Source organism: Streptomyces mutabilis (assembly GCF_014649815.1).
Lineage (GTDB): Bacteria > Actinomycetota > Actinomycetes > Streptomycetales > Streptomycetaceae > Streptomyces > Streptomyces mutabilis.
Window position 1 is genome coordinate 169,124 of sequence record NZ_BMTT01000006.1, and the last position, 25,197, is coordinate 194,320.

Below are 25,197 nucleotides of genomic sequence, written 5' to 3' on the forward strand. Positions count from 1 at the left end.
CCCGGTCCATGCCCGTCCCGTCAGGGGCGGGCATTTTCCGTGCCCGTCGCCCCGCTTCCGTGCCCGTCCCCCCCCGCGCACGTGAACGACCGGCGGCGGTCCGGCCAACTCCCCGCAGGGCTCTGCTCCCTGGGGCATCGGGACCCCATACTCACAGGCGTCCCGTACGGCACCTCCAGGGAGGCAGAGCATGGCCCTCACCACCCGACGCAGAGCCCTCACCACCCTCGGCGCCGCCCTCGCGGGCGCGGTCGCCCTGCCCGCCGGCACCGCGCTGGCGAGCGAAGGCAGGCGCGGGCCGCGCCCGTTGTGGCGTGCCCACGCCCACAACGACTACGAGCACCCCCGCCCCCTCCTCGACGCCCTCGACCACCGCTTCGGCAGCGTCGAGGCCGACATCTATCTGGTCGACGGCCAACTCCTCGTCGCCCACGACCCCGAGGACCTCGACCCCTCCCGCACCTTGGAATCCCTGTACCTCGACCCGTTGGCCGCCCGCGTCCGGGCCAACCACGGCCGGGTCTACCGGCGGGACCGCCGCGCCCTGCAACTCCTGATCGACATCAAGACCGAGGGAGCGTCCACCTACCTCGAACTCGACCGCCACCTGCGCCGCTACAAGCACCTGTTCACCACCTGTGCCCACGGCCGGGTGTTCCCGGGCGCAGTCACCGCGGTGATCTCCGGCGACCGGGCCGCCCGCGCCCCCATGGAGGCCCAGCGCACCCGCCGCGCCTTCTACGACGGCCGGCTCACCGACCTCGGCAGCGCCGCACCGGTCTCCTTCGTCCCGCTGATCAGTGACAACTGGACCCTCAACTTCACCTGGCGGGGCGTCGGCGCCTTCCCGGAGCCCGAGCGGCGCAAGCTGCGGGACATCGTCGGCGCGGCGCGCGCCCGCGGGCAGCGGGTGCGGTTCTGGGCCACGCCCGACCTGGCGGGCCCCGCCCGGGACGCCGTGTGGACCGAACTGCTCGCCGCCGGCGTCGACCACCTCAACACCGACGACCTCGCCGGCCTCGAAGCGTTCCTCGACGCCCACCGCGACGCCTAGGCCGCCGGGGGCTCCGACCGGACACCACTCGTTCGGAGGACAGGTCAGCCGCCCGGACGAACCCTCCGCTACGCCACACTTGCGGCCGAACGCCGCGAAGTGGACGTGGCGGAGGAGGTTGACGATGGCCGTTTCCATCTCTGTGGTGCTGTTGCTGTCCGTCCTGGCGGTGATCTTCCTGCGCAACGGCGGGCTGAAGATCTCGCACGCCCTGGTGTGCCTGCTGCTCGGCTTCTACCTGGCCGGCACCAGCGTCGCACCGACCATCAGCAGCGGTCTGACCGCGACGGCGGACATCGTGGGCAGCCTCAGGCCGTGACCTGCGCGCCGGCGGCCGGGTGAGCTCGGGGCCCGCTACGCGCCGACGACGCGCGAGCGGATCAGGAAGCGCACCCCCTCGGGCGCCTCCAGCGAGAAGCCGCTGCCCCGGCCCGGCACGACGTCCACGATCAGCCTGGTGTGGCTCCACACCTCGTACTGGCTGCGCGACATCCAGAAGGGCACGGGCTCCTCGACGTCCTCGACGGCCAGCTCGGCGAGCAGGACGTCCGCGGCGCCGGTGCGGAACTCGCCGGCCGGATAGCACATGGGGGCGCTGCCGTCGCAGCACCCGCCGGACTGGTGGAACATCAGCGGGCCGTGCGCCTCACGGAGCCGCCGCAGCAGCGCGGCCGCCTCGGGGGTGAGCTCGACGCGGGGGGTCTCCTCGTATGTGTCGCACATGCCGCCCATGCCAGCACGGAGGAGGTTGCGGAAGGGTTGCGCGCGCCACTGGGCGGCGCACCGGCGAACGGCCGTGGTCCACGCTACATTACCTCCTTTGACATACCTATCTGTCCATATCTATTGTGTCCGGGTGACCGACTCCAGCACGCCCCGCCGGGACATCGACCGTGTGGCCTCCGGCCTCGCGGCATGCCTTCCCGCGCTGCACCGGGCACTGGACCGACAGGTCACCGCGCGGTACCCGCACCCCAAGCCCCCGGAGGGGCAGATCGCCCTGCTGCGGTTCGTCGCCCAGCGCGAGGGCGCCACGGTGCGCGAGGCCGCCGAGGCCCTGCTGATGAAGCCGAACAACGTCAGCGCCCTGGTCACCCAGCTCACCGAGCAGGGCGACCTGGAGCGCCGGCGGGACAGCGCCGACAAGCGGGTCGCCCACCTCCACCTCACGGCCACGGCCCGTCAGCGGCTGTCCGAGGTACGGGAACTGGAGACCGCGTTCATCCGCAACGCACTGACGTCCCTCACCGAAGGCCAGCAGGGCGCGCTCGGCTCCGCCCTGGACGCCCTCGACGCGCTGACGCGGCACCTCCACCCCGCCGCCCGCTGACCGGGCGGGGCCCAGGCATTCCCGCCGGCCGCGGGCACACCGTCGTGCCCGCGGCCGGCCCGCCGTGCTCCCGGGAGCCGCCCCCACCCCTCGAACCTGGAAGAGAAGGCTCATCCATGTCGTCCACATCCGTGGATCGCCCCACCACGCCCGCGGCCGAGACCGCCCCACCCGCCTCCGGCCGACTGCGGTCCAACCCCTGGCTGACCCTCCTCGCCGTCGCCTTCGGACTGTTCATGGTCCAGCTCGACGGTTCCGTCGTCGCCATCGCCAACCCCGAGATCGGCAGCGACCTGCACGCGTCGACCGCCGAGCTGCAGTGGGTGACCAACGCCTACCTGCTCGCACTCGCCGCCACCCTCATCCTGGGCGGCAAACTCGGCGACCGGTTCGGCCGCCGCACCTACTACCTGGTGGGCGTCGCCGGCTTCACCCTCGCGTCGACGGCCATCGGCCTGTCCGGTTCGATCGAGGGCGTCGTCGCCTTCCGCGCCCTCCAGGGCGTCTTCGGCGGACTGCTGATGCCCAACACCCTCGGCCTGCTCCGCTCCGTGTTCCCGCCGAAGAAGTTCGGCATGGCCGTGGGCATCTGGGCCATGGTCTCCGCCGTAGCGACGGCCCTCGGCCCCATCGTCGGCGGTCTCCTCGTGGAGCACGTCAACTGGGAGACGGTCTTCTACATCAACGCCCCCATCGGCGTCATCGCCATCGTCTTCGGCATCCTCGTCCTGCCGGAGAGCCGCAGCGCCACCGGGCGGGAACGCTTCGACATCCCCGGCCTGGTCCTGCTCGCCCTCGGCCTGCTGGCCGTGGTCTTCGGCGTGGTCAAGGGCGAGACCTGGGGCTGGGCCTCCGCCGGCACCCTCGGCTGCGTCGCGGCCGGCCTCGTGCTCCTGTTCGTCTTCGGCTGGTACGAGACCCGCGTGGCGCACCCCCTGCTGCCGATGCGCCTGTTCCGCAGCCGCGCGCTGACCGTCGGCGCGATCATCACCGCGCTGAACTTCTTCGTCATGCTCGGCGTGATCTTCTTCGTCATGCTCTACCTGCAGAACGTGCGCGGCTTCACGCCGGTCGAGGCGGGTGTGCGGACGCTCCCGCTCAGCCTCGCCTCGCTGGTCGCCTCGCCGCTCGGTGCCGCCCTGACCCAGCGCTTCGGGCCCCGCCTGACCATGCCGCTGGGCATGCTCCTCCAAGCGGCCTCCTGCTTCGGAATGCTGACCTGGCAGACCGACTCCTCCTACGCCACCATGTGGCCGCCGTTCGTCGCGCTCGGACTCGGCGTCGGCATGGTGATGTCCGCGTCCTCCGACGCCATCGTCGGCAACGCCCCCGTCCGGGACGGCGGGGTCGCCGGCGGCCTGCAGGCCACGACCCTGCAGATCGGCGGCGCGCTCGGTACGTCCGTGCTGGTCTCCCTGATCAGCGGCAAGGTCGGCGCCACGCTCACCGGCGAGCTGACCGGCGCCGGCGTGCCGCCGGCCGTGGCCCACGGCATGCGGGAGGCCGAGGACGCCGTGGCGATGGGCGTCGCGCCCGTTTCCGGCGACATGCCGGCCGGCCTGCGGGCCGCCGTGGTGGAGGGCAGTGGGCAGGCCTTCATGAACGGCGTCCACCTGGCGGTGGTCGTCACCGGTGTCCTCTGTGTGCTCGGTGCGGTCCTCGCCGCGGCCGGCATCCGGCGCAGGGCGGAACGGTCCGCGGACCACTGAGAGGGTGCACGGCGGAGTCCGCTGTGGCGCGGCGACGGCGGCGGCGCGCATGTCGGCGACGCGCGGGCCGGGGCCGTCGACGCGGGCACCGCCGTCGGGGTCTGTCAGACCTCCCCGGCCGTGGCGCGGGGAAGCACCGTCACGCGGTGGAAGTTGCACTCCGAGGTCGGATCCGCCGGAGGCCGGGACTGATGCGCCTTCAGCGCGATGCTCACCAGGCTCAGCAGCAGGTCGACGTCCGCGTCGCAGTCCAGGTGCACCGTCACCCAACGGGAGCCGGGGACCAGGCGGATGGCGCTGGAACCACTGAGGTCGTACTGGAAACGCTGGATGGCCCGGTGGGTCAGATGGAGGTCGACGTCCCGGTCCGAGTGGAAGTGGACGATCTCGTCGCGGACGGAGCGCACGGCCCGTCCGGTTCCGCAACTGGCCGGACCCGTGGTGAGGTCGGGCCAGGTTTGCAGCCGCTCGAGGGCGCGCTGGGCCAAAGTCATGCCCCCATCGTCGCCCGATCACCGCGCCGCAACCAGAGGTTGAGCGATTTGTAACCGGCACGTGAGGTCGGAGGCGCGGCGACGGCCGGGGGAGGCGCCCCGCGAGCGGGCGCGGCGCCTCCCCGGGCCGTACTACGGCGTCACGCAGCCGATCGTTCCCACGGGGAAGTCGTTGCCCGCGGACGTGGCGGTGAAGCCGAAGGTCACGCTGCCGTCCGGTGGGATCACGCGGTTGTGGTCCACGTTGCGCACCGTGACCGTACCGTCGGTGCCTTTGGACAGCGAACCGTTCCACACCCCGCCGAGCGTGGTCCCGTCGCCGGGCCGCCACCGCACGGCCCAGCCGTTCAGCGGCTCCGTGCCGTGGTTCATCACCTCGACGGAGCCCTGGAAGCCGCTGTTCCAGGAGTTCTCCACGTTGTACACGGCCATGCAGTCGCCGGAGTGGGTGGGCGGCGGGGTCGTCGGGTCCGTCGGGGTGGGCGTCGGTCCGGGCGCGCCCTCCGAGCCGCGGATGCCGGTCACCTCACCGTTGCCGCCGTCGAAGACGACGTCGGAGCAGGAGAAGAAGTTCTCCTGGCTGTCCGAGCGCACCCACTGCATGAAGATCAGCGCGTCACCCGAGCGGCCCGAGGGCAGCGCCAGGTCCCAGTAGTAGTGGCCGCCGTCGGTGCCGGGCGACCCCTGCTGGGGCGGGTCGGTCACCGTGTCGATCAGCTCCAGGTCGTCCCAGCCCAGCTCGGACGTGGGCGACCAGCCCGGCTTGGTGAGGTAGACCCGGAAGTCACCGGGGTGGGCGGCCCAGTTGCTGTACTGCACCTTGATCGTCGAGCCGGACGTCAGATGCGTGCGGGGCCAGTCGCCGCGAGCGGCGTTGTAGGCGGAGAAGTCGTACGGGGAACGGTCGCCGGCGCTGCACAGGGTGCCGTCCGGCACGTAACCGGCGCCGCGCCCGCCGGCGTTGGAGTCGAGCACGGCGAACCAGTTGTACAGCGCCGTCGCCCCGCTCTGGTCGAGCGCCGCCTGACAGGCCGGGTTGGTCGGATCCAGGGCGCCGGTGCCGGTCTTGGCGTCCAGCTGGCAGAGGTAGGTCCGGGAGCCGGGCATCATCGCCACCCCGTGCGCCTCGGCCCGTCCCTGTCCGAGCAGGAAGGTCACGCCGAGCGCGCTGAGCAAGGTGGCCAGTACCGCCGCGAGAGTGAGGGATCTGCTGCGTCGAGCCATGGGGTCTCCTGTTGTTCCGGGTGATCCGGGGTACTTCGTCTTTCTGTCGTCGACGAATCGCCCTGGTGATCAGGGCATGACAAATTCGGGGGGTGTTGGAGCCCCCGCCCGTCCGGGGAAGGCGTGTCGGCCGGGCGGGCGGGGGAGCAGGGGGGCGGGCCGCTACGCCGTGGCGCAGGGGGTGCCGTTCAGGCTGAAGCCGTCCGGTTCGGTGAACGTGCCGCCGTACGTGCCCTGGAAGCCGAACGTCGCGCTGCCGCCGGGCGCGATCCGGGCGTTGTGCCCCATGCCGGTCGCCGTGACGGTGCCGGCGGACGGGGTGACGGTGGCGTTCCAGGCGTTGGTGATCCGCTGGCCGGAGGGGAGGGTGAAGGCGAGCCGCCAGTCGTCGACGGCGGCCGTTCCGGTGTTGCCGACCGTGACGTCCGCGGTGAACCCGCCCTGCCAGACGTTCGTGCCGTACGTCACCTCGCACGCCACCGGGTCACCGGGACCGGGATCGGGGCCGCCCGGAGTGCCGCCGGTCTCGACGGTGGAGGAGAAGCTGTTCACGGTGAGCCCGGTGCCGTTCTGCCACGGCTCGAACCCGGCCTGAACGCTCGTGAGGTACCAGTCGTTCTCCGCGAGTCCGCGCGCGACGGTCGCCCGGACGAAGTCCATGACGTCGAAGTTCCAGTCGGTGATCGCCGACGGGGCCACGAAGGACAGTACGTCGTTGGCACCGTTGCTGCCCGTCCACACCTCCCAGCTCCGCCCGCCCACGGAGGCCGTGCCGGTCTGGGAGCCGATGGGCTGGATCGGGCCCACCCTGTTGAACCAGATCATGATCTCGGTCCGGTTCACCCCGTCCGTCCGGGGGGTCGGGTCGAGCCAGATGTCGTACGAGGCGTTGTAGACGGCGTCGCCGACGAAGCCGTACGAGATGCTCGAGGGCGCCTCGGAGACGGTGTCGAGCCGGGCGGGGAGGTCCGTGCCCGGCGAACAGGTCGTGTAGTGGCAGCCGTTGAAGACCGACGGGTACGACTTGGGCGCCCCGTCGGTCGGCACCGAGCCGTCCGCCTGGCTGACCCGGAAACCGGTGTCGGTGGCGGTGACGCACTGGGTCGCGCTGGTGCCCCAGCGGTTGTTCTGGACGACGTACCGTCCCTGGATCGTCGTCGTCCCGAACGGCTCGCAGACGGTGGTGTCCGCCTGGGCCGGCGCCGCCGCGGTCACGAGCGACGCCATCACCGCCAGGGTGGCGAGCAGCGCTCCCGAAATGCCGCGCAGGGTGCGGACTTGGGGCCGTAACGGTCGCATGGGGGCCTCTCCGGAAGGGTGCGGGGGAAGGAGGGGCCGGTGCGGGAGCGCTCCCGACTCCCCACTGCTGGGAGCGCTCCCACTTACCGGTTGCAGGGGACTGTAGAAGCGGTTCATGTTCCTGACAAGACTGTGCGCGCGAGCGTCGTCGAAGAGAGTTCGAAGTGCCAGGTGAGAGCGGTGCGGCCGGGATCAGCCGCCGGGAGCGCTCCCGAGAGCCCCTCCGAGCGGCCGGGTCAGGCGGACTCGCGGAGGACCAGCTCCGTACGGAGGATGACGTGCCGCCAGGCTACGGGCGAGTCCTCCATCTCCTCGAGCAGGAGCCGCACCATGGTCCGGCCGATCTCCCCCAGCGGCTGCCGGACCGTCGTCAGGGGCGGCTCCGCGGGACGGGCGGGATGGAAGTCGTCGAACCCGATCACCGCCACGTCCTGCGGCACCCGCCTGCCCGTCGCGCGCAGCGCGCTCAGCGCCCCCGCGGCCAGGGTGTCCGAGGCGGCGAAGACCGCGTCGATACCGGGGTGCCGGGCGATCAGCTCGGTCATCGCCCGGCGACCGCTCTCCTCCGTGAAGTCGTCGCCCTCGACGACCAGCGAGTCCCTGACCGCCCTGCCCGCCTGCTCCAGGGCCTCCCGGTACCCGCGCAGCCGGCACTGGGCGACGTACATGTCGAGCGGTCCGGTGATCGCCGCGATCGTGCCCCGGCCGCCGTTCAGCAGGTGCGTGACCGCGCCCCGCGCGCCGCCGGCGTTGTCCGCGTCGACATAGGTGACGCTCTCGTCGCCGGAGCGCCGGCCCAGCATGACGGTCGGCAGTCCCGCCTTGGCGAGCATGTCCGGCAGCGGGTCCTCGGCGTGCACGGACATCAGCAGTACGCCGTCGACCCGGCCGCCTCGCGCGTACTCCACGAAGCGCTGCCGTTCGGCGTCCGTGCGGACCAGGGTGAGCAGCAACTGCACCGGAGTGTCGGTGAGGGCGTCACCGACGGCATGCACGATCTCGGTGAAGAACGGTTCCCCGAACAGCCGCCAGTCCGGCTCCGTCATGACCAGTGCGACGGCGTCCGCGCGGTGCCCGGCCAACGAACGGGCCGCCAGGTTCGGGACGTACCCCAGTTCGGCGATGGCTCGCTGCACGGCGCGGCGGGTCGAATCCCGTACGCCTGCGGCGTTGTTGATGACCCTCGAGACGGTGCCCCGGCCGACACCGGCGAGGGCGGCCACCTCCTCCAACGTGGGCGTACCGGGACTCCGCCTGCCCATGCGCGCCTCCCCCCGACGAGATCGTCCGATACTACGGTCACTTTGCCGGCCGGGCCGACCGATCGGGGAGGGTGCCGGGAACTCCGGGCGGCCCGGTGACAACGCCGTGAGCGCCGCGGACCGCCCGTGGAGAACCGGCGGACCGCGGCGGTCGCCCGGCCGTCAGTCGTCCAGCCGGACCGGCATGAGCAGCGCGAACGTCGTCCCGTCGTCCGTCCGGCGGATCGCCACGGGCGCCGTGGGGGCACCGAACTCCAGCACCAGCCGGTCCCGGTCCGCGGCGGTGATCGCGTCCAGCAGGAACCCCCGGTCGACGGCGACGCCGCTCCCGTCGTCACCCCCGTCCCCGCACACGGCGACCGTGCCGTCGTCCGTCACCCTGAGCACACTGACGTCACGGGACGCGTCACCCGGCTCGCGCGCCGTGCCCGAGCGGACGGGGCCGGTCTCCAACGCCTCACGGAAGGCGGCCGCTTCGACGACGGCCTGCCGACCGGACGGCAGGTGGACGAGCCTGCGGTAGTCCGGGAAGTCATGGGCGAGGCACTGCCCGGCGGCCTGACGGTCCCCGGCCTCCAGCGCCACCCGGTCGCCCTCCACGGTGAGACCGACGGGCTCGTCCCCGCCCAGCAGCGCGCGCATCGCCTCGGCGAGCGGGACGGGCACGGTCACCTGCACGCGCGGCCCGCCGTGACCGGCGGTGCCGATCCGCGCGACGGCCATCCGGTACCGGTCGGTGGCCACGAGGTGGAGCGTGTCGCCCTCCAGGTCGAACAGGACACCGCCGAGCATCGGCAGAGCGGGGTCGGCGCTCGCCGCGTAACGGACCGCGTCCAGCGCGGCGGCCAGTTCGGGCGCGGGGACGGACAGCCGGGCGGTGGTGGTGCGCGGTGCGGTGGTCATGGGGTTCTCCCTCTGGTCGAGCAGTGTCCGGAGCGCGGAGAACTCGCCGCGGGCATCGGTCAGCCCGCGTTCGAGGCGGCGAAGGTGCGCCTGGAGGAGCCCGTGTACCAGGTCGGTGTCCGTACCGGACCAGCCGGCCAGCACCAGCCGGATGTCCGCCAACGGCATGCCGGCCCGTCGCAGCCGCGCCAGCAGCCGGGCCTCGTCCAGCTGTTCCGGCGCGTACCAGCGGTAGCCGCTCACCGGATCCACCCAGGCGGGCACCAGCACACCCGCACGGTCGTAGAACCGCAGGGCGCTCGCGCCCAGTCCGCTGTCGCGAGCCATCTCCCCAATGCTGCGCATCTCGCTCTCCACGTCCACGACTCTGAGCCCTTGACCAGGTCGAGGGTCAATCCCGGCCGCCGCCGGGCCCACGACCGTCCCGGCCGTCTGCCATTCTTGCGCCGTGCAGAAGCCCACCCCCGTGACTCCCGACGCCCCCGCGGCCATGAGGGCACCGCTCCTCACCCAGGAATGGCTCGACCTGGCCTTTGTCCACTGGGCCGTCGAGCCCGCCGCCGTGGCGGGTCTCATGCCGCGCGGCATCGTTCCCGATACGTACGACGGGCTGACGTACGTCGGGCTCGTCGCCTTCCGGATGCACCGGGTCGGCTGGTTCCGGCTGCCCGGGCTGCCGTACTTCGGTTCGTTCCCGGAGACCAACGTGCGCCTGTACTCGGTGGACGCCCACGGCCGGCGCGGTGTGGCCTTCCGGTCGATGGACGCCTCACGGCTGGTACCGGTGGTGATGGGCCGCTTCGTGTTCCGGCTGCCCTACCTGTGGTCCCGGATGAGCGTCCGCTCCGCCGGTGACATCGTGACCTACACCAGTTCCCGCCGCTGGCCCGGTCCGCGCGGTGCGTACAGTCGGATCGCCGTACGCACCGGTGAACGCGTCCCCGAACCGACCGCGCTCGAGTACTTCCTCACCGCCCGCTGGGGCATGCACAACGCGTTCTTCGGCGGGGCGGCGTACCTGCCCAACCACCATCCCCGCTGGCCCCTGTACCGCGCCGAACTCATCACCTGCGACGAGAACCTCGTGGCGGCCGCCGGCGTCCCCGCCCCCACCGACGCCCCCGTCAGCGTCCTCTACTCGCCGGGCGTCCGGGTCCGCCTAGGCCGGCCCGCACGGCCGGCGGCCCTCTCACCGCTCGGCCCTTGAGCTCAACCCGACTCGAGGTACCACGCTGACCCTCATGAACACGGACACCGCGGACAGCACCACCACGGCGGACATCGAGGCAATACATGAGGTCGTGGCCACCGTCGAGCGCCCCCAGCGCGCCAAGGACGCCGAAGGGTCCCTCACCCTCTTCCACCCGGACGCCCTGTGGAGTACCGCCCATGACAAGCTCCTCCTCGGCTTCGGCACGATCGCCGACTTCGCCCGCGCCGTGCTGCCCGGCGCGGAGTGGGACGGCGACGTCACCTACGAGGCCGACCACGTGCAGTTCCCGCGTCCCGACGTGGCGGCCGTGAAGGTCCGGCGGGTCCACCACTCGGCCGAGGGCGACTCGGAGGGCGCGCCGTTGTACGTCATGACCAGGCGGGACGACGGACGCTGGCTGCTGCACGCCTGTTGGAACACCCCGGTGCGGACGGCCTGCGACAGGGCGTCGGCGTCATGCCGGTGCGCCGGGACCGGTCCCGAGCCCAGTCCCCTACGGTCCCGGCCATGAACCTCGCCCGAAGGCCGAAGTTCCGGACGCGGCTCGTGTCGGTCGCAGCGTTCCTGGGGGCTGGATGGCTGCTCCTGATTCCCCGCACGGTCGCGTACTTCGTGGACGACGAAGGCGCCCCGTACGACATGAGCGTCCTGTACTCCTGGGACACCATCGACCAGGCCGTGATCCTGCCGGGTGGCCTCTTCGAAGACGGCGGCACCGGCGGCCGGGACGGCCTAGTGTCCATGGTCAGACTCGACTGCGGAACCGCCTTCACGGCGGGCGGGAACGAGGACTGGAGGCCCGACGACGGGGAAGAGGCGTGCTCCGGAGTGGAGACACCGAGGCGGTTTTTCGGAGTCTGCCTCATCGTGCTCGGATCCGCCGGGCTGTGGGCCGCCCCCAGGCTGCCTCACCCTCGGTCCCGCATGCCACGGGCCGTACGGGACAGTGAGGGCGACGAAGAAGGCCGCGTGTCCGGGGATCCCCGACTTCCCGGCTCGGGCGACTCCTCGCCGGCTCGACGCGGACGGGAGCCGGAGCAGGGCTGAGGCGGGACCGGTACGGAGTCCACCCCTGCCGGCGACCGATCCGTACTCGGCGGCGGCGCCTGTTCCAGCCGCTGCACCTCGCCCCCTCGCGCAGGGCGTCGGAGACGGACTTGACGCCGCCGTGCGCGGTCATGCCGCCGTCCACCGGAATCTCCGCGCCGCTGATGAACGACGCGTCGTGGGACAGCGGGAACACGAACAGGGGCGCCACCTCGCCGACGACTCCGGTACGGCCGAGCGGAGTCTCCCTGATGTCGTCCTCGCGGAAGGCCGACGCGGCGGAGGCGGTCATGTCGGTCTCGATGCAGTCGGGGTGGAGGGTGTTGACGCGGATGCCGCGCGGGCCCAGTTCGCGGCGCTGACGCTGGACGAGCTCGCCCTCGAACTCGCGCAGCGGCCGTACGACCCGCGACACGCAGGTATCTCCTTCTGGCTGGGCGGCGTGTCATCGTGCGTACCGACTCGTCGAAGACTCCGCGCCGCGGTGGGACGAGCGTGAGGACGCTGCTGACGCGCGTTGGTCCACGCTCGGCCCGGGCAAGCCCAGGAACAACCGGTCAGGGGTGGGAGGCCGGTGGGACGAAAAAGGAGTGAGGTCGAATCTCGCTTCGCGGTCCGCAGGGCCAGTCGACAAGGGCGCCTGCCGGGCAACTTGCCTGGGTCAGGCGCCCATGTCCGGGTTCCTAGAAGAAGCCCAGCTTCTTCGGCGAGTACGACACCAGGAGGTTCTTCGTCTGCTGGTAGTGCTCCAGCATCATCTTGTGGTTCTCCCGGCCGATCCCCGACTGCTTGTAGCCGCCGAAGGCGGCATGCGCCGGGTAGGCGTGGTAGCAGTTGGTCCAGACGCGGCCGGCCTGGATCGCGCGGCCCGCGCGGTATGCGGTGTTCATGTCGCGGGTCCACACCCCGGCGCCGAGACCGTACAGGGTGTCGTTGGCGATCTTCATCGCGTCGTCGAAGTCGTCGAAGGACGTGACCGACACGACCGGGCCGAAGATCTCCTCCTGGAAGATCCGCATGCGGTTGTCGCCCTCGAAGACCGTCGGCTGGACGTAGTAGCCGCCCTTCAGTTCTCCCTCGTGCTCGATGCGTTCGCCGCCGGTGAGTACCTTGGCGCCTTCCTGCCGGCCGATGTCGAGGTAGGAAAGGATCTTCTCCAGCTGATCGTTGGACGCCTGCGCGCCGATCATGGTGTCGGTGTCCAGGGGGTGCCCCGGCTTGATCAGCTCGGTGCGGGCGACGGCGGCCTCCATGAAGTCGGCGTAGTTGCCGCGCTGGATCAGCGCCCGGGACGGGCAGGTGCACACCTCGCCCTGGTTGAGGGCGAACATCGTGAAGCCCTCCAGCGCCTTGTCCCGGAAGTCGTCGTCCCGGGCCCATACGTCGTCGAAGAAGATGTTGGGTGACTTGCCGCCGAGCTCCAGCGTGACCGGCTTGATGTTCTCGGAGGCGTACTGCATGATCAGCCGCCCGGTGGTGGTCTCCCCGGTGAACGCCACCTTCGCCACCCGCGGACTGGAGGCCAGCGGTTTGCCCGCCTCCACGCCGAAGCCGTTGACGACGTTCAGGACGCCGGGCGGCAGCAGGTCCGCGACCAGGCTCAGCCAGTAGTGGATGGAGGCCGGGGTCTGCTCGGCGGGCTTCAGGACCACCGCGTTGCCGGCGGCCAGCGCGGGAGCGAGCTTCCAGGTCGCCATCAGGATCGGGAAGTTCCACGGAATGATCTGTGCGACTACACCCCGCGGCTCGTGGAAGTGGTACGCCACGGTGTCGTCGTCGACCTCACCGAGCGAGCCCTCCTGCGCACGGATCGCGCCCGCGAAGTAGCGGAAGTGGTCGATGGCGAGCGGGATGTCGGCCGCCAGCGTCTCGCGTACCGGCTTCCCGTTCTCCCAGCTCTCGGCGACCGCCAGGCGTTCCAGGTTCGCCTCCATGCGGTCGGCGATCTTCAGCAGGATGTCGGAGCGCTCCGTCACCGAGGTCCGGGCCCAGCCCGGGGCTGCCTCGTGCGCCGCGTCGAGCGCCCGCTCCACGTCCTCCGCCGTACCGCGCGCGACCTCCGTGAACGGCTGACCGTTCACCGGTGACGGGTTCTCGAAGTACTGCCCGCGCATCGGCGGCACGTACTCGCCGCCGATGAAGTGGTCGTAACGCGACTGGTAGGAGACGATCGCGCCCTCGGTGCCGGGCGCCGCGTAACGGGTCATCCTGTCTGCCTCCCTCGTCGAGTGCTGCCCGCCGTTGGACAGCTCTGCGCGCGAGGCTAGGCACCGGGACGTTGCGCAGAGGTTGCGTGGGCGGTGGCCGCTCCGTTCCGGACCGCCGCGTGCCGCCGGGCAGTCACCACCCTCCCGGCGCCGCCAGTTCGGACTCCAGCGCGGCGAGCCGGGACCGGGCCGCAGCCGTCGGCCTGACCGCGGCCAGGGCACGCCAGACGTCGAGGTCGTCCTCGCCCCACGGCGCGTGTGCCCAGTCGGCCAGCAGGTCGGGATCGCCGCAGGCGATGAGGGCGGCACGCAGCCCGTCGGCGAGCCGGCGCCTGATCCGTGCGACCGCCGGGGCCCGGGAGCCGGGCAGCAGCGGACCGGCGTACGCCGTCGCGGCCGCCGCGACGGCACCGGCCCGCAGACGCCGCTCCACCACCGCGGCGTCGGACTCGACGGGCATCGTCAGCCGGTAGGGTCGCGACACCAGTCGACCGGGGCCCAGGATGCCGCGCAGCCGCGCCAGTTCGGCGCGCAGTGTCACCGGGGGTACCGCCTCGTCCTCGTACAGCGCGCACAGCAGCTCGTCACCCGTCAGGCCTTCCGGGTGGTGGGCCAGCAGCAGGACGATCTCGCTGTGCCGCCGGCTCAGCCGTACTCCGCGACCGTCCGCGCTCAGCAGGGCCTCGTCACGGCCCAACGCGGTCAGCTCGGCCGCCTCGGCGGCGGACGACCGGGGGGCGAGCAGCGCCAGTTGAGACTCGGCGGCACGCGCGACCGCCTGGACGAAGCCCAGACTGTGCGGATGCGCCAGGCCGTCCCCGCCGGTGATGTCCACCGCGCCGAGTACCCGTCCGGTGCGGGGATCGTGCACCGGAGCCGCCGCGCACGTCCACGGCTGCACCCGCCGGATGAAGTGCTCGGCCGTGAAGACCTGGACCGGTCGGCCGACGGCCACCGCCGTGCCCGGGGCGTTCGTCCCCACCGCGGACTCCGCCCACCGGGCGCCCGGCACGAAGTTCATCCGGTCCGCGCGGCGCCGGGTGGCCGGGTGCCCCTCGACCCACAGCAGTCTGCCGTGCGCGTCGCAGACCGCGAGCAAGTGCTCGCCGTCGGCGGCGAAGGTGCCGAGGAGCTCCCGGATCAGGGGCATCACCCGCGCCAGCGGGTGCTCGGCCCGGTAGGCGCCCAGGTCGTCGTCCACGAGTTCCACGCTCGCCGTGGCGTCCGGGCCGACACCCGCCCGGACCGAGCGTCGCCAGGACTCAGCCACCACGGGGCGCACGGGCTGCGGCACCGTACCCGCCTCGGTGAAGGCCTCGTGCGCCTGCCGCAGTGTCCGCGCGCGCTCGACGGGGTCGGCTCCCGGTTCCAGAGCCAGCCACGAATCAGTCAACTCGGCCTCCCCGGACGGTGTTAAGACGGGGCCATCGTCACTCCGCGGATTCGCGCGGACAACCTCTTCGACCGGTCGGATCACCCGAATGTGGCCTTCCGGCGCGTCGGCCGTGGATCAGGCGAAGTTGACCAGTCTGATGTAGCGGGTCCAGTCCCACAGCGGACCCGGGTCCGTGTGGTCGCTGCCCGGTACCTCGTGATGCGCGATGATGTGCTCGCGGTCCTTGGGGATGCCGTACGTGGTGCAGATCGCCGCGGTGAGTTGGGCCGACTGTCGGTACATGGCGTCCGTGAAGTACTCGGGTCGGTCCACCCACCCCTCGTGCTCGATGCCGATGCTGCGGGTGTTGTAGTCCCAGTTCCCCGCGTGCCAGGCGATGTCCGTCTCGCGGACGCACTGGGCCACGTGCCCGTCCGACGACCGGACGACGTAGTGCGCCGAGACCTGCTTGGCCGGGTCGCGGAAGATGGAGAGGGTGTCGGCGTACGTTTCCTGCGTGACGTGGACGACGACGTAGTCGACGGGGTAGGACGTGGGGCGGCTCGACCGTGTGTAGTTGGAGGTGCTCGCCGGCTGCCATTCGACGGTGGGGTAGTCGACGGCACGGGGCCCCGCGGCGGGCCGTGGCCGTGGCCCGGATCCGGACCCCGCGCCGGCGCCGGTGCCCGGCCGTGCACCGGTGCGGGTCTGGGCGGCGACGCCGGTGCCGGAGAGCAGGGCGAACGGTACGGCGGCGAGTGCGGCGCCTTGAAGCAGCCGCCGCCTGGTCGTTACGGGTGCTGTCCTTTCCCTTTCCATGGACTGCCCTTTCGTCAGTGGGGCCCTGGGGCCCGGTGGGGGGTGTTCAACGCGCGACGTCCGCTGGGACGGAGAGGAGGTCGGTGCGGACGTCCGCCGCCCGCCGCGCCGGGTGCGTCCGCGCAAATCACCGTACGGGCAGCGGAGGTTGCGCAGAAGGACGCCGCGCCGTTCCGTGGACAGCCACGGCCTTGTGGACATCGTGCTCACTCGATCGAGTGACGAGAGGGTGGGATCCAGGGGAGCGGGGTGTTGCCGGGCAGGGGGCGAGGGTGCTCCCCGATCAGGGGGCGGGAGTGCTTCCCCGCTCGGGCTCAGGCCCGCTCCGCCACCACCGCCGGATCGTCCAGGACGGCTCGCACCACCGAGTGGGCGGCACCCAGCAGCGGCCCCCGCGAGCCGAGCTCCGACACGGAGACCGGGCAGGCCGGGCCGGCCGTGCGACGGGTCAGTTCGTCCCGCAGCGACGGCAGCAGCCAGGGGGCGAGCCCGGCCAGGGCTCCGCCCAGCACCACGCTCTCGGGATCCAGCAGGTTGACCGCGCCGGTCAGCGCGATGCCGAGTGCCGTGCCCGCCTCGCGCAGGGCACGACGTACGGCCTCGTCCCCCTCCGCCGCACGTCCCGCTAGCATTCCCACACGATCCTCGCCCGGCTCCAGGCCGGCCGCGCGCAGGACCGCCTTCTCACCGGCGTACTGCTCCAGACACCCCCGTCCGCCGCAGGCGCACGCCGGTCCGTCGGGCCGGACGGGCACGTGCCCCAGCTCGCCGGCGAAGCCGCGGGTGCCGCGCAGCAGCCGCCCGTCGACGACGACGGCGGCACCGATGCCGATCTCGGCCGAGACGTGCAGGAAGTCCCGCGGGGTGCCGTCACCCAGCCAGAGTTCGGCGAGCGCGCCGAAGTTGGCCTCGTTGTCCACGGTCAGCGGCAGGTGCTCCGGCAGCAGCCTGCCCAGGTCCGTGTCGTGCCAGTCCAGGTTCGGGGCGTGTACGACGGTGCGGGCGTCCCGGGCGACGAGACCGGGCACGGCCATCGCGAGCCCGGCCGGCCACAGTCCCTCGGCCTCGGCCTCGGACAAGACCTGCCGCACCAGGTCGTTGAGCTGTCCGATCACCGGTTCCGGTGAGCGGCCCCGATTGCTGCCGTGGCGCACCACACGCGACCGCAGCCGGCCACGCAGGTCCACCGCGCAGACGGCGAGGTGGTCCACGCCGACCTCCGCCCCGATGCCGGCCGGACCCTTCCCGCTGATGGCGAGCGCCGACCCGGGCCGCCCGACCCGGCCGGGGCGCTCGGGGCCCAGTTCCTCCAGCAGGCCGGTGCGGATGAGTTCGTCCACGAGGGTCGACACAGCCGCACGGGTGAGCCCGATCCGGGAGGCCACGGCGGCCCGCGACAGCGGGCCCTCCGCGCTGACGGTGTGCATCACCCGGGCGAGGTTGCGCCGGCGCATGCCCTGCTGGGTGTCCGGCAGTGCGCGCCCGGGACGCGCCGGGTGGCCGTGGGCTTCGTGCGGCGGTGCGGTCATGCTTCCGTCAGTCCTTGGTCGGTCTCTCGGTTGCCGGTTCGGTCACACGCCCGCCGACGCCGGGCCGGCGAGGAGCGCGGTGGTCTCCGGCCGGCCGTCGGTGCCCGAAGGCGCCCCCGCGCGCACGTCCTCGGACGCCGACCATGGGCGATGTCGGCGGCACCCTGCTCGGGGATGCCCTCCGACGGTCGCCGGCCGCCGAGCCTCCCGGCGACATCCGGGCAGGAACGGCGCCCGACGGCGTCTGTCGGCGGGATCGCCCGGTACGTCCTCAGCTGGAGCCCGCGCTCCGTTCCAGCAGGGGTGCCGCGTCGGAGAGTACCCCGGAGATCCTGGTCAGCGTCGCCTCGTCCCGTTCCACGGCGTCCAGCACCGGCCCGGCGGACGTCTTCCAACGGCGGGCGACCGCCGCCGCGTCCTCGTCGGTCAGCAGGCCTGCCGCCTGTGCGGCGGCGCCGAGCGCGACTAGTTCCCTGGCCTCGGGAATCTGCACCGGTCGCCCCGACAGCCGCCGTACGGTCTGCTGCCAGGCGGTCCCGCGCGCACCGCCGCCGATCAGCAGCAGCGGCGCGGTCGGGTCGGCGTCGGCGTCCAGGACCAGTTCGAGCGCACCGAGCAGCGAGTGGACGGCACCGTCGTAGGCGGCCTGGAGCAGCTGGCCGGCCGTCGTGTCGTGGCGCAACCCGTGCAGGAGGCCGGAGGAGTGCGGCAGGTTCGGTGTGCGCTCGCCGTCCAGGTAGGGGAGGAGCGTGACATCCGTTCCGGGCTCGACGGCCTCCCGGTCCAGGCCCAGGAGGGCCGCGACGCGGTCGACGGCGAGCGTGCAGTTGAGGGTGCAGGCCAGTGGCAGCCAGTCTCCGCGCGCGTCGGCGAATCCGGCCACGGTGCCCGTCGGGTCGGCGGGCCTGTGCTGCGACACGGCGTAGACGGTGCCCGAGGTGCCCAGGCTCATCACCGGCACGCCCGGACGCAGCCCGAGGCCCAGGGCGGCGGCAGCGTTGTCGCCGGTGCCTGCGGCGACGAGGGTGCCCTTGGAAAACGGCAGGCCCTGGCCGTCGCGCACAGTCCCGGCCACCTCGCCGGGCCGGACCAAACGGGGCAGCAACGTCGGATCGAGCCCCACGCGCGCGAGGATCTCCTCGTCGTAGGCCTCCGTGCCGGCCGCCCACCAACCGGTGCCGGACGCGTCACCGCGGTCCGTGGTCCCCTCGCCGGTGAGCCGTTCGGTGAGGTAGTCGTGGGGGAGCCGTACGGCCTTCGCCGCGCGGGCCGCCTCCGGTTCGTGCTCGGTCAGCCAGGCCCACTTGGTGACCGTGAACGAGACACCGGGCACGCTGCCCGTGCGCTCCGCCCAGCTCTTGGGGCCGCCCAGCTCCTCGATCAGACGGCGGGCCTGGGGGGCCGAGCGCACGTCGTTCCACAAGAGGGCCGGACGTACCGGCTGGCCATGAGCATCGAGCGTGACGAGGCCGTGCTGCTGACCGCCGATCGACACCGCGGCGGCCTCCCGCGCGGCGTCCCCGCACTGATGCAGCGCCTCGCGCAGCGCGTCCCACCACTGGCGTGGGTCGCTCTCACGGCCGGCTCCTGAGGACACCGTGTGGGGCGCCTGGCCGCTCGCGACGACCTGGCCGGTGGCCACGTCGACGACCAGCGCCTTCGTGGACTGGGTGGACGTGTCCACGCCGACGACGAGCGGACCCTCGGCTGCTGACATCGGGCTTCTCCCTCTTCCGCGGCTCTCTGCGGGGATCTGACTGGACAACTGGACTGCCGGGACTTCCCGGACCCGCCCGAACGGGCACCGGCCGACCTGGGGTTTCGCGGTTCACCGGCCGGTGCGGTCCGGACGTCACTCCTTCGGGGACACCTTGTCCCTTCCCAGGAACGTGTGTGCATACTAATTTGTAAAGCGCCATGACGAAATAGTCGGCAGCGAGTGATCGGCAGCGAGTGAGGAGCCGCGGAATGAACTACCAGCCCACTCCCGAGGACAGGTTCACGTTCGGTTTGTGGACGGTCGGCTGGCAGGGCCGGGATCCCTTCGGCGATGCCACCCGGCGGGCGCTGGACCCGGGGGAGTCGGTGCGCCGCCTGGCCGAACTGGGCGCGTACGGGGTCACCTTCCACGACGACGACCTGATCCCCTTCGGATCGGACGACACCGAGCGCGAGGGGCACATCAAGCGCTTCCGGCAGGCGCTGGACGCGACCGGCATGAAGGTGCCGATGGCGACCACGAACCTGTTCACGCACCCGGTGTTCAAGGACGGCGCGTTCACCGCGAACGACCGGGACGTGCGCCGGTACGCGCTGCGCAAGACGATCCGCAACATCGATCTCGCGGTGGAGCTGGGCGCGAGCGTGTACGTCGCCTGGGGCGGCCGCGAGGGCGCGGAGTCCGGTGCGGCCAAGGACGTGCGGGACGCGCTGGACCGGATGAAGGAGGCCTTCGACCTGCTGGGCGAGTACGTCACCGAGCAGGGTTACGACCTGAAGTTCGCGATCGAGCCCAAGCCGAACGAGCCGCGCGGCGACATCCTGCTGCCGACGGTGGGGCACGCGCTGGCGTTCATCGAGCGGCTGGAGCGGCCGGAGCTGTACGGCGTGAACCCCGAGGTCGGCCACGAGCAGATGGCCGGACTGAACTTCCCGCACGGGATCGCACAGGCGCTGTGGGCGGGCAAGTTGTTCCACATCGACCTCAATGGTCAGTCGGGCATCAAGTACGACCAGGACCTGCGCTTCGGCGCGGGCGACCTGCGGGCCGCGTTCTGGCTCGTCGACCTGCTGGAGAGGGCCGGGTACGACGGTCCGCGGCACTTCGACTTCAAGCCGCCGCGGACCGAGGACCTCGACGGGGTGTGGGCGTCGGCGGCCGGCTGCATGCGCAACTACCTGATCCTCAGGGACCGCGCAGCCGCCTTCCGCGCCGACCCGCAGGTGCAGGAGGCCCTCGCGGCGGCCCGGCTGGACGAGCTGGCTCGTCCGACCGCCGAGGACGGCCTCGCGGCCCTGCTCGCGGACCCGACCGCCTACGACTCCTTCGACGTGGACGCGGCCGCCGCGCGCGGCATGGCCTTCGAGCACCTGGACCAGCTCGCCATGGACCACCTCCTCGGCGCCCGCTGAGACAACTGCTCAGGCGCCCAACTGAGCGGTCCGCTCTCTGGGTGACGGCTCCGGCCCCTCCGGTCGACGGACGGGGACGGAGCCGTCGGCACTTCTGGCGCCGTGCGGCGGCCGTGAGTCCGTTCCCCCGGTCCCGGCATCCACCTCACCGGCGCCGCGACCCGCGTCTTCAGGGCTCCTCCCCGGCCGCCAGCGCCGCCGACGCCAGGGCCGTCGCCGGGTCATGGGCAGCACCTCCCGCGGGCACCCAACGACCGCGCTCCCGGCGGTACGGCCACCAGCGGCCCTCGTGGTCCAGGCGGAGCTGGTGCGGTGCGCCGACGACGGTCCAGTGGTTGCCCCGTGCCCGCAACGACGGCCGCTCCTCCTCGTCCCAGGCCGATTCGAGAGCCGCACGCGCGCGTGCGAGCGCGTCGCCCTCCACCGCCCACTCCTCCTCGAGCACGGACAGGGCGGCCTCGCCCCCGAGCCGCCACGCGGACACGGCGACGGCCATGGACTCCTCGGTACGCCTCGAACCGTCGCCGAGCCGGCGCCTCACGTCCGGGTCCGGATCGCCCGCGGCCAGGCGCACGGCGTCCCGGGCGGCGTCCGGGTCACTGCGCACGGCCTGCCGACCGTGCCCACTGCGCAGGGCCTCGGCGAGCAGACGGTGCGCCTCCGCCGCGGCCCGGGCCGCCAGGAAGCCCAGGGCGGCCGGGGCGACGTCCGGCGGAACCGCCGTCTCGGTGTCCAGGGACGGCGGTGCCCCCGGCCCCTCCCGGAGACCGGGCAGAGCGGGCAGCGGGGGCAGTACGTGCCCTGCCGCGTACGCCTCGGCGGCGTCCACGCCGTCCGGACGGCGGGCGTCCTCCTCCCCGGTGGTGCCGCCGTGCGACCGGAGGGCGTCGAGTACGGCGCTCTCCGCGCGTCCCCGCATCAGCAGCAGCACGAACGGGTCCTGGTCCAGCAACCTGGCGACCTGGTAGCAGAGCGCGGCCGTGTGCCCGCAATGGTCCCAGGCGCCGCAGTCGCATTTCGGCTCCAGGTCGCCCAAGCCCGGCAGCAGGTCGATACCGGCGGTCGCGGTGTCCTCCACGAGGTGCGGCGGCATGTCGCGGTCCAGCAGCGCCGCGACATGCCCGGACCGCTCGATCGCCAGGTCGACGAATCGGTCCCACTGGGCGTCGGACAGCCTCTCCAGCAGGACGTCGGCCCGGTGCGCCGTACGGTCCCGGTCCTGGACGACCGCGGTGATGCGCCCCGGTCGCACCGACACCGCGCCGACCGCTCCCGCGCGCGCGAGCCGACGGCCCGTCTTCACCTGCGAGGCGTCCAGCGCCGCGTCCTCCAGCGCCCTCAACCAGGCACGTCCCCACCAGGTCCGCGCGAAATCCCGGCCGTGCGTAGGCGGCAGCGCGGCGAACGTCCGTTCCGTGTCGTCGTCGTGCCGGGTCATCCCGTACCCCCTCGCAGCTCGACCAGGTCGGCCAGTTCCGCGTCCGTCAGCTCCGTGAGCGCCGCCTCGCCCGTGCCCAGGACCGCGTCGGCCAGTTCCCGCTTGCGGTGCAGCAGGGCCGCGATGCGGTCCTCGACGGTCCCCTCGGCGACCAGACGGTGCACCTGCACCGGGCGGGTCTGGCCGATGCGGTAGGCGCGGTCGGTGGCCTGCGCCTCCACGGCCGGGTTCCACCAGCGGTCGTAGTGCACGACGTGCTCCGCGCGCGTGAGGTTCAGTCCGGTGCCCGCCGCCTTCAACGACAGCAGGAAGACCGGGACCTCGCCGTCCTGGAACCGCCGCACCATCGTCTCCCGGGCTGTGACGGACGTACCGCCGTGCAGGAACAGCGAGGCCACGCCACGGGCGGCCAGATGCTGTTCGAGGAGCCGGGCCATCTGCACGTACTGCGTGAAGACCAGCACACTCGCCCCCTCGGCGAGGATCGTCCCGAACAATTCGTCCAGCAGCTCCAGCTTCCCCGAACGGCCGGTGATCCTTGGCCGTTCCTCCTTGAGGAACTGCGCCGGATGGTTGCAGATCTGCTTGAGGCCGGTCAGGAGTTTCACGATCATGCCGCGGCGCGCCATGCTGTCCGCCCCGGCGATCTCCGCCAGCGCCTCGCGCACGACCGCTTCGTAGAGGCCGGCCTGTTCCGCGGTCAACGACACCGGATGGTCGGTCTCGGTCTTCGGCGGCAGTTCCGGAGCGATCCCCGGGTCCGACTTGCGGCGACGCAACAGGAACGGCCGTACGAGGCGCGCCAGCCGCTCTGCCGCCGCCGGGTCCTGACCGCCCTCGACGGCCTGTGCGTAGTGCCTGCGAAAGGTGCCGAGCCGGCCCAGGAGGCCCGGGGTGGCCCAGTCGAGGACTGCCCACAGTTCCGAGAGGTTGTTCTCCACCGGGGTGCCGGTGAGCGCCACGCGCGCGCGTGTGCCGATGGAACGCAACTGCCGCGCGGTTTCCGAGTACGGGTTCTTCACGTGCTGGGCCTCGTCCGCCACGACCAGCCCCCAGGGCACGGCGGAAAGCCGGTCGGTGTCCAGGCGCATGGTGCCGTAGGTGGTGAGCACGAAGTCGCCGGCGGTGAGACCGTCCAGGTCCCGCCTCGTACCGTGGAAGCGGCGTACCGGCGTTCCGGGCGCGAACCGTTCGATCTCGCGCTGCCAGTTGCCCATCAGGGAGGTCGGGCAGACCACCAGGGTGGGCCCGGCGGTCGCCCCGTCGGTCTGCCGGTGCAGGTGCAGGGCGATCAGTGTGATGGTCTTGCCGAGGCCCATGTCGTCGGCGAGGCAGCAGCCCAGGCCCAGTGACGTCATGTGCACCAGCCAGTTGAGTCCCCGGCGCTGGTAGTCGCGCAGGGTGGCGTCGAGGCCGGCGGGTTGCGCGACGGCATCCTGCGCCTCGGGGTCGGTGAGCCGTTCCCGCAGCGCCGCCAGCCATCCCGTGGCGCGTACCTCGACGCGGCTGCCGTCCACTTCCGTCGAGCCCGTCAGGGCGGCGGCGAGTGCGTCGACGGGTGTGACCTTCCGGTCCTGCCGCGTGCGGGCGCGCTGGGCCTCCTCGGGGTCGACGAGCACCCACTGGTCGCGCAGGCGCACCACGGGCCGGTTGGCCTCGGCGAGCAGATCCAGTTCTTCGTGCGTGAGCCGTTCGTCGCCCAGGGTGAGCGACCAGTTGAAGGCGAGCAGCGCGTCGGCGGACAGGAACGAGGGGCCGGCCTCTGACGAGGCTGTGCGCGGCGTCGTCTCGCCGTCGGGCGGTCCCACCTCTGCCCGGGTGGTCAGGTCACGGGCCAGCTCCCGCGGCCAGTGCACGTCGACTCCCGCGCCGGCGAGTGCCCGGGAGCCGGCTCCAAGGAGCTCGGTGATCTCTTCGTCGGCGAGTTCGACAGCGTCCGGTACGGCGGCCGACAGCAGCGGCGTCAGCGCGGGCCAGACCCGGGCCGCACGGCGCAGCGCGAGCAGGGCGTCCATTCGCGCGCCGGTGCCGAACGCGTCGCCCACGGCGCCCGCCCACACCTCGGAAGCGTCCGCCACGAGCGCGGGATCGCTCACGCTGTGCACCTGGAGCACGGCTCGGAACGCCGGTCGGGTGTCCGGTAACGCCGCGGCTGTGAGACCCCGCACCTCGATACGCAGGGACAGCCGGACTCCCATGTCGTGGCCGGCGGCGACATCGGCGGTCCACGCGCGGAGCCCGGGCGCCCGCTGCGGTTGCCGCGAGGCGTACGCGGGCCCGGCCGTCACCCACTCGGCGGCGGGGGAGCGGGGCAGCGTGTCGGCGACCGAGTCCAAGAAGTCGCGGACCAGCCGTTCCGGGTCGGGCAGCCGCAGGGGATCGACGCCGTCGACCGGAACGGCGTGCGCCTCGGGCGGCATGGCGGCGGCCAGGTGGCGCACTCGCTCCGTCTCCTCCACCCCCAGCGGCCCCGCACGCCAGGCGTCGTGGTCGGTCGCCGACAGACAGGGCAGCAGCAGCCCGCGCGCCACGAGATGCAGGGCCTCGAGAGCCGCCGCACCCCAGAACACGGTCGCCCGGTGCCCGTCGTCGTGGGAACGCGCGCGCGTGAGGACGGGCAGGGCCACCCGCACCGGCAGCAGCAGGGCGGGCACACTCGCCGGTCCCGTTCCGTCGCCGTCGGGCAGCGCGACCGTCAGGTCCTCCATCGAGCCCGACGAGAGGGCGAGGGGGGTCCCGCCGTCGGGTCGCCAGAAGGCGACCCTGCCGGCGCGGGCGGGATCAGCGGGCAGGAAAACGGCACAGCAGCGGGCGAGTTCGGAGATCTCGGAGGGAGTTGCCAGGGGAGCGGTCTGCGCAGCGATGACGTATTCCTCAAATTTGACTAGTTGTGGACGCGACTGGCGACTGTACATCACCTTCTGGCGGGTGAGGTGCGGTCGCCCTGTGTCTTGGGTCACTATTCAGATGAGAGGGTGCTACCTGGGGCCGGGGCCGCCGATGGATTCACGGGAGGCGGGGCCGGGACCGGGCAGTGGGTCGGGCGGCGGTTCTCAGGGCCACGGGTTCTCGGGGACGCGTCAGGGTTCGGTCTCAGGGACTCTCAGGGTCGCGGTACGGAACCGCCGGAAGCGCGGGCCCGTTCTCAGGACAGAGAGCGGC

The 25,197-nt window shown here is 72.4% G+C and carries 20 protein-coding genes and 1 pseudogene; 7 read left to right on the forward strand and 14 right to left on the reverse strand.

Annotated elements, in window-relative coordinates:
• The first annotated feature begins 190 nt into the window (after positions 1-190).
• Both IE142_RS15665 and IE142_RS15670 read left to right on the forward strand, forming a co-directional pair.
• Positions 191-1,054 carry a phosphatidylinositol-specific phospholipase C/glycerophosphodiester phosphodiesterase family protein gene (locus tag IE142_RS15665; protein ID WP_191886338.1) on the forward strand — a complete coding sequence of 288 codons (864 nt, stop codon included), beginning with the start codon at positions 191-193 and terminating at the stop codon, positions 1,052-1,054.
• A gap of 124 nt (positions 1,055-1,178) precedes the next feature.
• Complete coding sequence (locus IE142_RS15670; RefSeq protein ID WP_043375603.1) at positions 1,179-1,373, forward strand: hypothetical protein; 195 nt, start codon at positions 1,179-1,181, stop codon at positions 1,371-1,373.
• Between the two features lie 35 nt (positions 1,374-1,408).
• Here IE142_RS15670 and IE142_RS15675 read toward each other — a convergent pair whose 3' ends face one another.
• Positions 1,409-1,777: a DUF779 domain-containing protein gene (locus IE142_RS15675; protein ID WP_043377270.1), complete on the reverse strand. Its 369-nt coding sequence runs from the start codon at positions 1,775-1,777 to the stop codon at positions 1,409-1,411.
• A 133-nt stretch (positions 1,778-1,910) separates the two neighbouring features.
• On the opposite strand from IE142_RS15675, the gene IE142_RS15680 reads away from it, so the two are divergent.
• Both IE142_RS15680 and IE142_RS15685 read left to right on the forward strand, forming a co-directional pair.
• Positions 1,911-2,384 (forward strand): MarR family winged helix-turn-helix transcriptional regulator, encoded by a 474-nt coding sequence (locus IE142_RS15680; RefSeq protein ID WP_191886339.1) that lies wholly within the window; start codon positions 1,911-1,913, stop codon positions 2,382-2,384.
• A gap of 116 nt (positions 2,385-2,500) precedes the next feature.
• Complete coding sequence (locus IE142_RS15685; RefSeq protein ID WP_191886340.1) at positions 2,501-4,093, forward strand: MFS transporter; 1,593 nt, start codon at positions 2,501-2,503, stop codon at positions 4,091-4,093.
• Positions 4,094-4,197: 104 nt separating this feature from the next.
• On the opposite strand, the gene IE142_RS15690 is transcribed toward IE142_RS15685, so the two are convergent.
• The 5 genes from IE142_RS15690 to IE142_RS15710 all read right to left on the reverse strand — a co-directional run bounded on the left by IE142_RS15690 (position 4,198) and on the right by IE142_RS15710 (position 9,620).
• Entirely contained in the window at positions 4,198-4,587 is a 390-nt protein-coding gene (locus tag IE142_RS15690) for a luciferase domain-containing protein (RefSeq protein WP_191886341.1), read from the reverse strand.
• Between the two features lie 132 nt (positions 4,588-4,719).
• On the reverse strand, positions 4,720-5,811 hold the full coding sequence (locus IE142_RS15695) for a lytic polysaccharide monooxygenase (protein ID WP_191886342.1): 1,092 nt from the start codon (positions 5,809-5,811) through the stop codon (positions 4,720-4,722).
• Positions 5,812-5,973: 162 nt separating this feature from the next.
• Positions 5,974-7,110: a glycoside hydrolase family 12 protein gene (locus IE142_RS15700; RefSeq protein ID WP_191886343.1), complete on the reverse strand. Its 1,137-nt coding sequence runs from the start codon at positions 7,108-7,110 to the stop codon at positions 5,974-5,976.
• A gap of 236 nt (positions 7,111-7,346) precedes the next feature.
• Positions 7,347-8,372 carry a LacI family DNA-binding transcriptional regulator gene (locus IE142_RS15705; RefSeq protein ID WP_191886344.1) on the reverse strand — a complete coding sequence of 342 codons (1,026 nt, stop codon included), beginning with the start codon at positions 8,370-8,372 and terminating at the stop codon, positions 7,347-7,349.
• 162 nt (positions 8,373-8,534) lie between these two features.
• Positions 8,535-9,620 carry a DNA polymerase III subunit beta family protein gene (locus tag IE142_RS15710; protein ID WP_191886345.1) on the reverse strand — a complete coding sequence of 362 codons (1,086 nt, stop codon included), beginning with the start codon at positions 9,618-9,620 and terminating at the stop codon, positions 8,535-8,537.
• A 103-nt stretch (positions 9,621-9,723) separates the two neighbouring features.
• On the opposite strand from IE142_RS15710, the gene IE142_RS15715 reads away from it, so the two are divergent.
• Together IE142_RS15715 and IE142_RS15720 are read left to right on the forward strand one after the other, a co-directional pair.
• Positions 9,724-10,482: a YqjF family protein gene (locus tag IE142_RS15715; protein ID WP_191886346.1), complete on the forward strand. Its 759-nt coding sequence runs from the start codon at positions 9,724-9,726 to the stop codon at positions 10,480-10,482.
• Positions 10,483-10,516: 34 nt separating this feature from the next.
• The gene (locus tag IE142_RS15720; RefSeq protein WP_191886347.1) at positions 10,517-10,999 is read left to right on the forward strand and encodes an SgcJ/EcaC family oxidoreductase; all 483 of its coding nucleotides are present in this window, start codon (positions 10,517-10,519) and stop codon (positions 10,997-10,999) included.
• 624 nt (positions 11,000-11,623) lie between these two features.
• Here IE142_RS15720 and IE142_RS36650 read toward each other — a convergent pair.
• The 6 genes and pseudogenes from IE142_RS36650 to xylB form a co-directional block, all read right to left on the reverse strand.
• Positions 11,624-11,887 (reverse strand): annotated as a pseudogene (locus IE142_RS36650) (SDR family oxidoreductase); the annotation flags it as partial.
• Between the two features lie 331 nt (positions 11,888-12,218).
• On the reverse strand, positions 12,219-13,742 hold the full coding sequence (exaC, locus tag IE142_RS15730) for an acetaldehyde dehydrogenase ExaC (protein ID WP_191886348.1): 1,524 nt from the start codon (positions 13,740-13,742) through the stop codon (positions 12,219-12,221).
• A gap of 133 nt (positions 13,743-13,875) precedes the next feature.
• Positions 13,876-15,135: a GAF domain-containing protein gene (locus IE142_RS15735; RefSeq protein WP_191886349.1), complete on the reverse strand. Its 1,260-nt coding sequence runs from the start codon at positions 15,133-15,135 to the stop codon at positions 13,876-13,878.
• Positions 15,136-15,252: 117 nt separating this feature from the next.
• On the reverse strand, positions 15,253-15,936 hold the full coding sequence (locus IE142_RS15740; RefSeq protein ID WP_191886350.1) for an N-acetylmuramoyl-L-alanine amidase: 684 nt from the start codon (positions 15,934-15,936) through the stop codon (positions 15,253-15,255).
• Between the two features lie 314 nt (positions 15,937-16,250).
• On the reverse strand, positions 16,251-17,465 hold the full coding sequence (locus tag IE142_RS15745; RefSeq protein WP_191886351.1) for an ROK family transcriptional regulator: 1,215 nt from the start codon (positions 17,463-17,465) through the stop codon (positions 16,251-16,253).
• Between the two features lie 271 nt (positions 17,466-17,736).
• Positions 17,737-19,182: a xylulokinase gene (xylB, locus tag IE142_RS15750; protein WP_191886352.1), complete on the reverse strand. Its 1,446-nt coding sequence runs from the start codon at positions 19,180-19,182 to the stop codon at positions 17,737-17,739.
• Positions 19,183-19,433: 251 nt separating this feature from the next.
• Here xylB and xylA point away from each other — a divergent pair, with 251 nt between their 5' ends.
• Positions 19,434-20,597 (forward strand): xylose isomerase, encoded by a 1,164-nt coding sequence (gene xylA / locus IE142_RS15755; RefSeq protein ID WP_191886353.1) that lies wholly within the window; start codon positions 19,434-19,436, stop codon positions 20,595-20,597.
• A 169-nt stretch (positions 20,598-20,766) separates the two neighbouring features.
• Here xylA and IE142_RS15760 read toward each other — a convergent pair whose 3' ends face one another.
• Entirely contained in the window at positions 20,767-22,035 is a 1,269-nt protein-coding gene (locus IE142_RS15760) for an SWF or SNF family helicase (RefSeq protein ID WP_191886354.1), read from the reverse strand.
• Complete coding sequence (locus tag IE142_RS15765; protein WP_191886482.1) at positions 22,032-24,950, reverse strand: SCO1167/SCO6262 family helicase; 2,919 nt, start codon at positions 24,948-24,950, stop codon at positions 22,032-22,034. The genes IE142_RS15760 and IE142_RS15765 overlap by 4 nt, the downstream gene beginning before the upstream one ends.
• Positions 24,951-25,197: the final 247 nt, after the last annotated feature.